Annotated in this window: 8 protein-coding genes; 2 read left to right on the top strand and 6 right to left on the bottom strand. The window is 43.3% G+C overall.

The features are described 5' to 3' along the window. The 4 genes from F3741_04430 to F3741_04415 form a co-directional block, all read right to left on the bottom strand. A partial coding sequence (locus tag F3741_04430) for a ferredoxin oxidoreductase (protein ID MZG30047.1) occupies positions 1–884 on the bottom strand: 884 nt, incomplete at its 3' end. 60 nt (positions 885–944) lie between these two features. Next, positions 945–2,189, bottom strand: a complete 1,245-nt coding sequence (locus F3741_04425; protein MZG30046.1) for a ferredoxin oxidoreductase — start codon at positions 2,187–2,189, stop codon at positions 945–947. A 61-nt stretch (positions 2,190–2,250) separates the two neighbouring features. After that, complete coding sequence (locus tag F3741_04420; GenBank protein MZG30045.1) at positions 2,251–2,886, bottom strand: carbon monoxide dehydrogenase; 636 nt, start codon at positions 2,884–2,886, stop codon at positions 2,251–2,253. A gap of 463 nt (positions 2,887–3,349) precedes the next feature. After that, the gene (locus tag F3741_04415) at positions 3,350–3,859 is read right to left on the bottom strand and encodes a ferritin family protein (GenBank protein MZG30044.1); all 510 of its coding nucleotides are present in this window, start codon (positions 3,857–3,859) and stop codon (positions 3,350–3,352) included. A 260-nt stretch (positions 3,860–4,119) separates the two neighbouring features. On the opposite strand from F3741_04415, the gene rnhA reads away from it, so the two are divergent. Both rnhA and F3741_04405 read left to right on the top strand, forming a co-directional pair. Then, positions 4,120–4,560, top strand: a complete 441-nt coding sequence (gene rnhA / locus F3741_04410; protein MZG30043.1) for a ribonuclease HI — start codon at positions 4,120–4,122, stop codon at positions 4,558–4,560. A 65-nt stretch (positions 4,561–4,625) separates the two neighbouring features. After that, complete coding sequence (locus F3741_04405; protein ID MZG30042.1) at positions 4,626–5,987, top strand: hypothetical protein; 1,362 nt, start codon at positions 4,626–4,628, stop codon at positions 5,985–5,987. A gap of 21 nt (positions 5,988–6,008) precedes the next feature. Here the strand turns inward: F3741_04405 and F3741_04400 are convergent, their stop codons facing one another. Together F3741_04400 and F3741_04395 are read right to left on the bottom strand one after the other, a co-directional pair. Then, entirely contained in the window at positions 6,009–6,551 is a 543-nt protein-coding gene (locus F3741_04400; protein ID MZG30041.1) for a phosphoribosyltransferase, read from the bottom strand. Positions 6,552–6,614: 63 nt separating this feature from the next. Further along, positions 6,615–7,150: protein-L-isoaspartate(D-aspartate) O-methyltransferase (locus F3741_04395; protein ID MZG30040.1), on the bottom strand; the 536-nt coding region annotated here is incomplete at its 5' end.

Genomic DNA, 7,150 nt, shown 5'->3' with positions numbered 1-7,150 from the left:
GCTTTAGCCGCTTTTTTTCTAGCCTTGGTTTCTTCTTTAATGGAATCCAGTAATTTCTGGGCTTCGTCCGTTATGTATTCTTTCTGAACAAACCGACCACCAATGGTCTCAGATTCCTTCATTTCATCCAAACCCTCCATACTCTGTTTACCAATCTCAAGAATACACGGAGTATAAAGTTGCACAAATGTGGGGCCTACTTCACGCGCTACATGGATAGCATTTTTAATAGCCTGCTCTACACGGTTGGGCTTACTAACTGTCAGAAGAGCAACATACGCACAACCCGCTTCGCGAGCAATTTCCGGCAAACGTACTTTCTCAAAGTTCTTGCCCTTGGGAGCCATTTTTGCCACAAAGCCTTTCTGCATAAGCCCACTTTCTTGTCCACCTGTATTGGCATAGAGTTCATTATCAAAACAGATAGTGGTAAACTTTTCCTGTCGGAACCAGGACTGCATGGTCATGTCCAAACCGATATCAACAGTAGCCCCATCACCTGCCAGAACCACTACATCCTTTTCTACATCCGGGAAACGTGCTTTTAATGTTCGTTTTAAACCGGAAGCAATCGCATTCTGATTACCAAACAGTGAGTGGATATTATGCACTGCCACATGAGGGAATACCAAACTGGTACAACCTGTCGACCCAACAAATACTGTATCTTCCGGTGCTGGAAGACTAGCAAGAATATAACGAAAAGCAATTGACTCTGGACAACCTGCACATAAAGAGTGCTGTTCAATTAACTCTTTAGAAGAACCAATGTCTTTCCAACCACGATCCTGATTACCAAAGGTAGCTGTTTCAACTAACTCCTGATATTCCGGTGGCATAATATCAGCGAGATCTTCACATAAAACAATCTTTTCCTTGCTCATAAGCTCCCCTTTAAAATAAATTCCCGTAAGGGAATGATGACTTAAATTATTATCCCTGATCTATCCAAGGCTTACTGTAGCAGCTGTTTCCATGCCCAAATGTTTTTTGATTTCATCAACAATCACTTCAGAAGGCATGGTCATGCCACCCGCAACATGAGGACCAGCATAAACCCGTTCATTATCCGGAATTGTAGACTTAATCTCTCGAGCCAGCCAGCCACCAACATTGAACTCTGGAACAAAAATATGCTTCGCGTTCTTGGTAGCTTTCTTGATTTCTTCATACGGAAACGGTCTAATGGTTTTAATTTTAACTAACCCAACCTTAATACCTTCCTCCTCAAGCAGACGGATGGCTTCACGGCTCTGAGAAACAGCTGTTCCAGAGCTAACAACAAGAATTTCTCGGTCTGTGTTGTGTTCATCAATCAGACCGTCCAACAGAGGTATAGTATGCTTACGTGAACGCTCAACTGCCGCCTTAATTTCCTGTTGCCAGGAGGCATGGGTGGCATAACTGATATAATTGGATTTCATAACAAAGGGATCTCGCATCATACGAATAGGTGCAGTTTCCATATCCATAACTGGCTGCGGATTTCTGTAGGGATCATATGGAGTCAGGCATATGTCATCAGGCGGAAGTTCAACAGTATCTTTTGTGTGTGTCACAAAAAAACCATCACAACAAGTTGCAATTGGAACATGAACATCCGGTTGCTCAGCAACAATGAAACCCTTCAAAATAAAATCAAACAGATCTTGCGCGGTTTCTGCATGCCAGACCAGCATGCCTGTCTCAAGCAAATAATGCATTTCTAATGTATCAGGCTGAATACTGAGGGGAGAATTTATTCCCCTACAGGTTACACAAACCTGAATTGGTAACCGAGAACCAGCCCACATAGGGAAGTTCTCCATAGCCCTAAGGGTACCAGGTCCGGCTGTGGTGGTGAATACACGGTGCCCACCAAAAGCGGCTCCGGCACATTGTCCCATTACAGCAAATTCACTTTCACCACGAAAATACTCATCCAGATAACCCTCAGCATAAAGCTCACCGATTAGTGCTGCCGCTTCACTCTGGGGGGTAATAGGATAGGCAACCGAAGTTCCTACGCTGGCAATCTTGATCGCGGCACGTATAACTTCACTTCCAGTTAAAAAACTGGGTTTCTGTTCAGCCTTATAAAAAATGTCATTCACATCCGTATAAGTCTGGCCCTTTGCGTTTTTCTGGCCCAGTTTTACGTGTTTCGAAGCTATTATTTTTCTATCTTTAAGCTCAACTTGTTTATTCATAAAATTTACTCCCGCATGAAAGAGTGCTTTAAAGTGATCAAAAAATTAAATATAAATATGATTAAGGGTTAATAGCTCCGGATGGACCCATCACAAATTGATTAAAAGGCTCGGCCTGAGATTTCACACCCTCAGATTTCAGCTTTTTAATCATAGCCTTTAGTTTCTCTATCATATTCAGGTCAGCATCGCGGAAAGATAGGCATGCGTCTTCATGCCCTGCCATAGCACACATCGCTATTGTGTAACAACTCGTACCACCACGAATAATCTTTAAAGATAAATTAGCCATATGGCAATGCACGCCTATAAAAATACATACATCAATCTTGTTATGCCAAATCGTCAAATTAGGATGGTTCGGATTGATCTCATACTCCTGAATAATCTTAGGGTATTTAGGTCTGTAGTCAGCCATGGGGATTAATCTCATGGGAGCTTCATTCGCCAGTTCACGAAGAGCTTTAGCTTTTTCGGCCACATGATCGGTCCATTTCCACAGCACCAGAGGACCTGGGAAAATAGTTGGAACTTTGGCTCCTAATATCTTTCTGGCGGCTGTTTCATATGCCTCTTCCTCAGGCACTAGTTTACCCCCAACATGCGCTTCACCGGGATCAGGTAATACGTTTCCCATTGTTGCCGCTGCAGGTGGCAAAAAGGCCTCCGGCCCAGCTTTGACCTCATATTGACTCATTCTAAAAATCCTTAATCTATAAGTTTATTTTGAAAAAAGAATTCAATCATAAACCAGGCTCGAAAAGTTGTCAAACCATAATAAGTAAAATAGCTTAGACCTTCATATACGTAATTTTTTATCAGTATTATTGCACCCAGAGTATACCTTGATATGTCTAAGCCTCCAAGTCGCTTAAATGCACTTTACCCGGCAAAGCCCCGCCCAGCAAAATCCCGCAACCTAAAAACCCTTAAAACATTACTAAAACAATATTTTAAGACAAATTAAGAACCCATACGCTCAAATAATTTCGGCAATTTCTGCATATCATCCAACATCGGAAAGGGTTCGAAAACCGCTGCTTTCAGCAAACCACTAATTCAACAAACTTGATGGGATATTGATGGTTCTGAAGTAGTCAGATTATTGAACTGGCATAACCATCAACAGTGAACTCTAGCGCGGAACAAAAACTCTGTTTTTAGAGTTTGGATTTTAATTCCTGCAACATCAAAAGGTGCTTTTTTTCTTCGACAAGTAAATGAGAAAAAATGGCTTTTACATCCAGTTTTTTCTCCTTTTCCAACAAGCCACCTAGAATTTCAATAGATCTTCTTTCTGACTCAATACCCAGATCAAGAGCTTGTTTATCAGTTTGAATTTCTTTCGGAGAAGTAGAGTTCAAAGCGGGAAAAATCTTACCCTTCAATTCTTCCTTGATAAATCGAGAGAGATATTCCTTAGGCCTGCCCCTCCCTGCTATTGCTGGTTGAAGATACCGGGATTTTTCTTGCAGAGACTGGATATGCTCTCTTTCCTCTCCCGCTAATCGGGAAAACATCTCTTGAATCCGTGGGTCCTTGACCTTCTTCCCTACCGATTCATAAAAAAACAGTCCTTCCTTTTCTATAAACAAACTGATCTCAATTGCATCCATGCATTGAAATGAAGTCCTGTTCTGATCCTCGCTCTCAACTTTCCCTTTTTCCATCCCCACCCCCAAAATCTTAAAAGGCAGATGCTGATAACATTTTGCACCGCCCACGATTGATAACCAACAATATCATAGCTTGACGGTTACTTCTTTTTTAGATTCAAAAAAAAACTCTGGAAATCAAATTTTATCAATAAAAATAATATGTTATAGTCAAAAAAGAAAAGTTTGGAGCTTGTGACCATGCCATTAAAAATAAGACTCCAACCTTGGTGGAAACGTGAAACAATATCTCCTCTTATCCCTGACCGAGAGTTATGAAAAAAGTCGAAATTTTTACCGATGGTGGGTGTAAAGGCAATCCTGGCCCGGGCGGTTATGGGTGCATTCTCAAACAAAAAGACCACATAAAAGAAATCAAGGGCGGTGATCCAAAAACCACCAACAATATTATGGAGATGACTGCCGTTATTGTTGCCCTTAAGCAACTACGGGAACCCTGTGAAATAAGATTAACGACTGACTCACAATATGTCGTAAAGGGAATGACCGAATGGATAAATGGCTGGATTCGCAACGGTTGGAAAACGGCCTCACGGCAACCCGTTAAGAACCGGGAACTCTGGCAGGAACTGATGAAACTAAGCGAGCCTCATTCCATTAAGTGGATTTGGGTAAAAGGCCATAATGGACATCCGCAAAACGAACGGTGTGACCAACTGGCAAATGAAGCCATCGCAGAGCTTCAGATCAATTAAAAAATCTACATCGGTTGACGAACAAAGACTGTTAAAAAGCATCCATCTTTCATCGGAAGGATAAAATGAAATTGATCTCAAAACAGCCTCTTCTAAAATGCAAATCAAATCTGCACCCAGCTATTATTATTGGGGTTTTCTTTTTAGTTGCATCCTGTACCTCAAAGGGTCCAAGCGTTCCATCAGGCTCATACCCGTACCGTATGGGGAAATATGGTGATTCCCGCGAACCTGATTTAGGCTATCGACAAGACAGGCTCCTGAAGCAAAAAGAGAAACCGGAAAAAAATCTGGCGCAGGAACCAGACTCTTTCAACGATCCATCAAACCTTGCCGAGTTGACCGGTTTCGCAGATGATCTAAGCCGTGCCTCTCTGGAAAAAGCCATCACAAACCAGCTCCAGGCCATGTTTGAGCAAGAAACTTCCACACCGGTAAGGCTGGGGTCATTCACCCTAACACGTGGACGTCTTATTGAAACCCTGGAGGCGTTTTTAGAAATTCTGCAACGGGATCTTCCTTTTGAGGAATTCAATAACAAGGTTTCCGAAGAATTCGTTCTTTACCGTGTAGGAACCGGTAAAGAAAAAAAGGTATTGTTCACCGGATATTATCGTCCGGTCATTAAAGCCAGTCCAGTACGTACATCTGTTTACCGCTACCCCATCTACCAGATGCCCAAGCAAGGCCTGCAACAAGTGAAATATAAGAAGGGCATTCAATTGATAGGCACAAATACGGGGATAAAAAGAATTCGCGAAAGTTATACCGAGAACAAAGCCTGGAGGCGTTTCACCCGTGAAGACATCGACCACAAAGGCGCCTTGAAGGGGCAAGGGCTGGAAGTAGCATGGCTCAAGGACGATCTTGAACGTTTCTTTCTTCACATACAAGGATCCGGCATGCTGGAGTTCACGGATGGCACCCGTCAAAGTGTTGGATATCAAGGCTCCAACCAGTATTCCTATACAGGAATCGGGAAACTGATGATCCGGGATGGGGTTATCGATATTTCGCAAGGTTCCATGCAAGGAATAAAAAAATATTTTTCCGAGCACCCCCAAGATATCTCCAAGTACCTCTACCAGAATAAACGATATATCTTTTTCACTCTCAATGAAGATGAAGGACCGCGCGGGTCAGGTGGAGGAGAGCTGGTGGGCGGACGTTCCATCGCTACAGATAAATCCATATATCCTGCCGGAGGACTTGCTTTCATAAAAGTCCGCCAACCCGTTCTCAATGATAAAAATGAGATCGTACGCTGGCAACCCATTTCAAGATTTGTGGTGGACCAGGATACCGGAAGTGCCATACGGGGGCCAGGCAGAGGCGATCTGTATTTTGGCACGGGTCAAAAAGCGGGTGCCAAAGCAGGACACTATCACGAGCGGGGAGAAGTCTATTACCTGATTAAAAGAAGCTAAAACGGCAGGGCAACAATTCTTTTACTCTTCGCTATATAACGCAACCAGTCTCTTATCAATAAAATCCATTCGTTCGTCGGGAACCATTAACTGCTCTTTTTCCGGATCACCTTGAACCGCAGAATAGTCAAGGTTTGCCGGGTTTCTCTTAATCATGCAGGCGAAAGTAATGGTTTCCGGTTTTTCTTCCACCTCAAGATAATCGACCGCACGGATGAACGAATGCCCTGTAGTGACGATGTCATCCACTATCAACCAATGTGTCTCGGCAGAGTGAGGAGAAGCCGCGATCTGGGCATAATCCAACCTTTTTTTGGGCATGATGTAGAAGGGCAGATTCATGAGCTTGGATAACTGGTGACCAATACGAATGCCTTCCGTTTCACAACCCACCACCACACTGAACTTGCCATGTTGCTTCTGCCACACCAAAAGTTTTTTCAGCAGCATCTCGCAATAAGCCTCGTTCATGGCGTCCGAAAGATCTCCATATTCGTAGGTGTAAGACGATTTGACCCCTGAACTGAGAACAAAATTTCCTTTTTTCATGATTCTGGAAAACACTGCAATTCCTCCCTTTATAAAGTTGCCCTGGCCAAATGCCTGCCGTACAACAAGCTTAAACTATTATTGAGACCAGCCGTATTTTCCTATCAGCGGAACAAATTTGCAATCTCCTAAATTCTTTCGGCTGACACGGTCTCCCTTTTTGGTCAAAACAACCAGTTTCTGCTTATCTGTTTCTCCAACAGGTGCCACAAGTCGTCCCCCGTCGCCCAGTTGTTTAATCAGGGACTCAGGAATTTCCCTTGCTGAAGCTGTTATCAGGATAGCGTCAAACGGGGCCTGGTCCGGCCAACCATAAGTTCCATCAAACATCTTAAAGACAATGTTCATATAGTTCAAACCTTCCAGAATTTTTTGGGCTTTACGGGAAAGGTTGTTTAAACGCTCTATGGTAAATACCTGACGCGCGAGTTCAGCAATAATAGCCGTCTGGTAACCAGAACCTGTACCGATTTCCAGAACCCGCTCCTCACCTTTCAATTCAAGAGCTTCAGTCATAGCACCCACAATATAAGGCTGCGAAAGCGTCTGGTTTTCACCTATAGGAAGAGGCGTGTCACCATAAGCCCGATGTTGCAGGGAATCCTGGGCAAACA

The sequence above is a fragment of the Nitrospinota bacterium genome (assembly GCA_009873635.1).
Lineage (GTDB): Bacteria > Nitrospinota > Nitrospinia > Nitrospinales > VA-1 > LS-NOB.
The sequence above is the reverse complement of the archived record's forward strand: the minus strand, read 5'-3'. Positions and strand labels throughout refer to the sequence as shown.

What these genes read in the sequence shown, in the direction of transcription:
- F3741_04420 (MZG30045.1), bottom strand. Translation starts at nt 2,886, where the DNA reads ATGAGTCAATATGAGGTCAAAGCTGGGCCGGAGGCCTTTTTGCCACCT.
- F3741_04425 (MZG30046.1), bottom strand. Translation starts at nt 2,189, where the DNA reads ATGAATAAACAAGTTGAGCTTAAAGATAGAAAAATAATAGCTTCGAAA.
- F3741_04415 (MZG30044.1), bottom strand. Translation starts at nt 3,859, where the DNA reads ATGGAAAAAGGGAAAGTTGAGAGCGAGGATCAGAACAGGACTTCATTT.
- rnhA (MZG30043.1), top strand. Translation starts at nt 4,120, where the DNA reads ATGAAAAAAGTCGAAATTTTTACCGATGGTGGGTGTAAAGGCAATCCT.
- F3741_04405 (MZG30042.1), top strand. Translation starts at nt 4,626, where the DNA reads ATGAAATTGATCTCAAAACAGCCTCTTCTAAAATGCAAATCAAATCTG.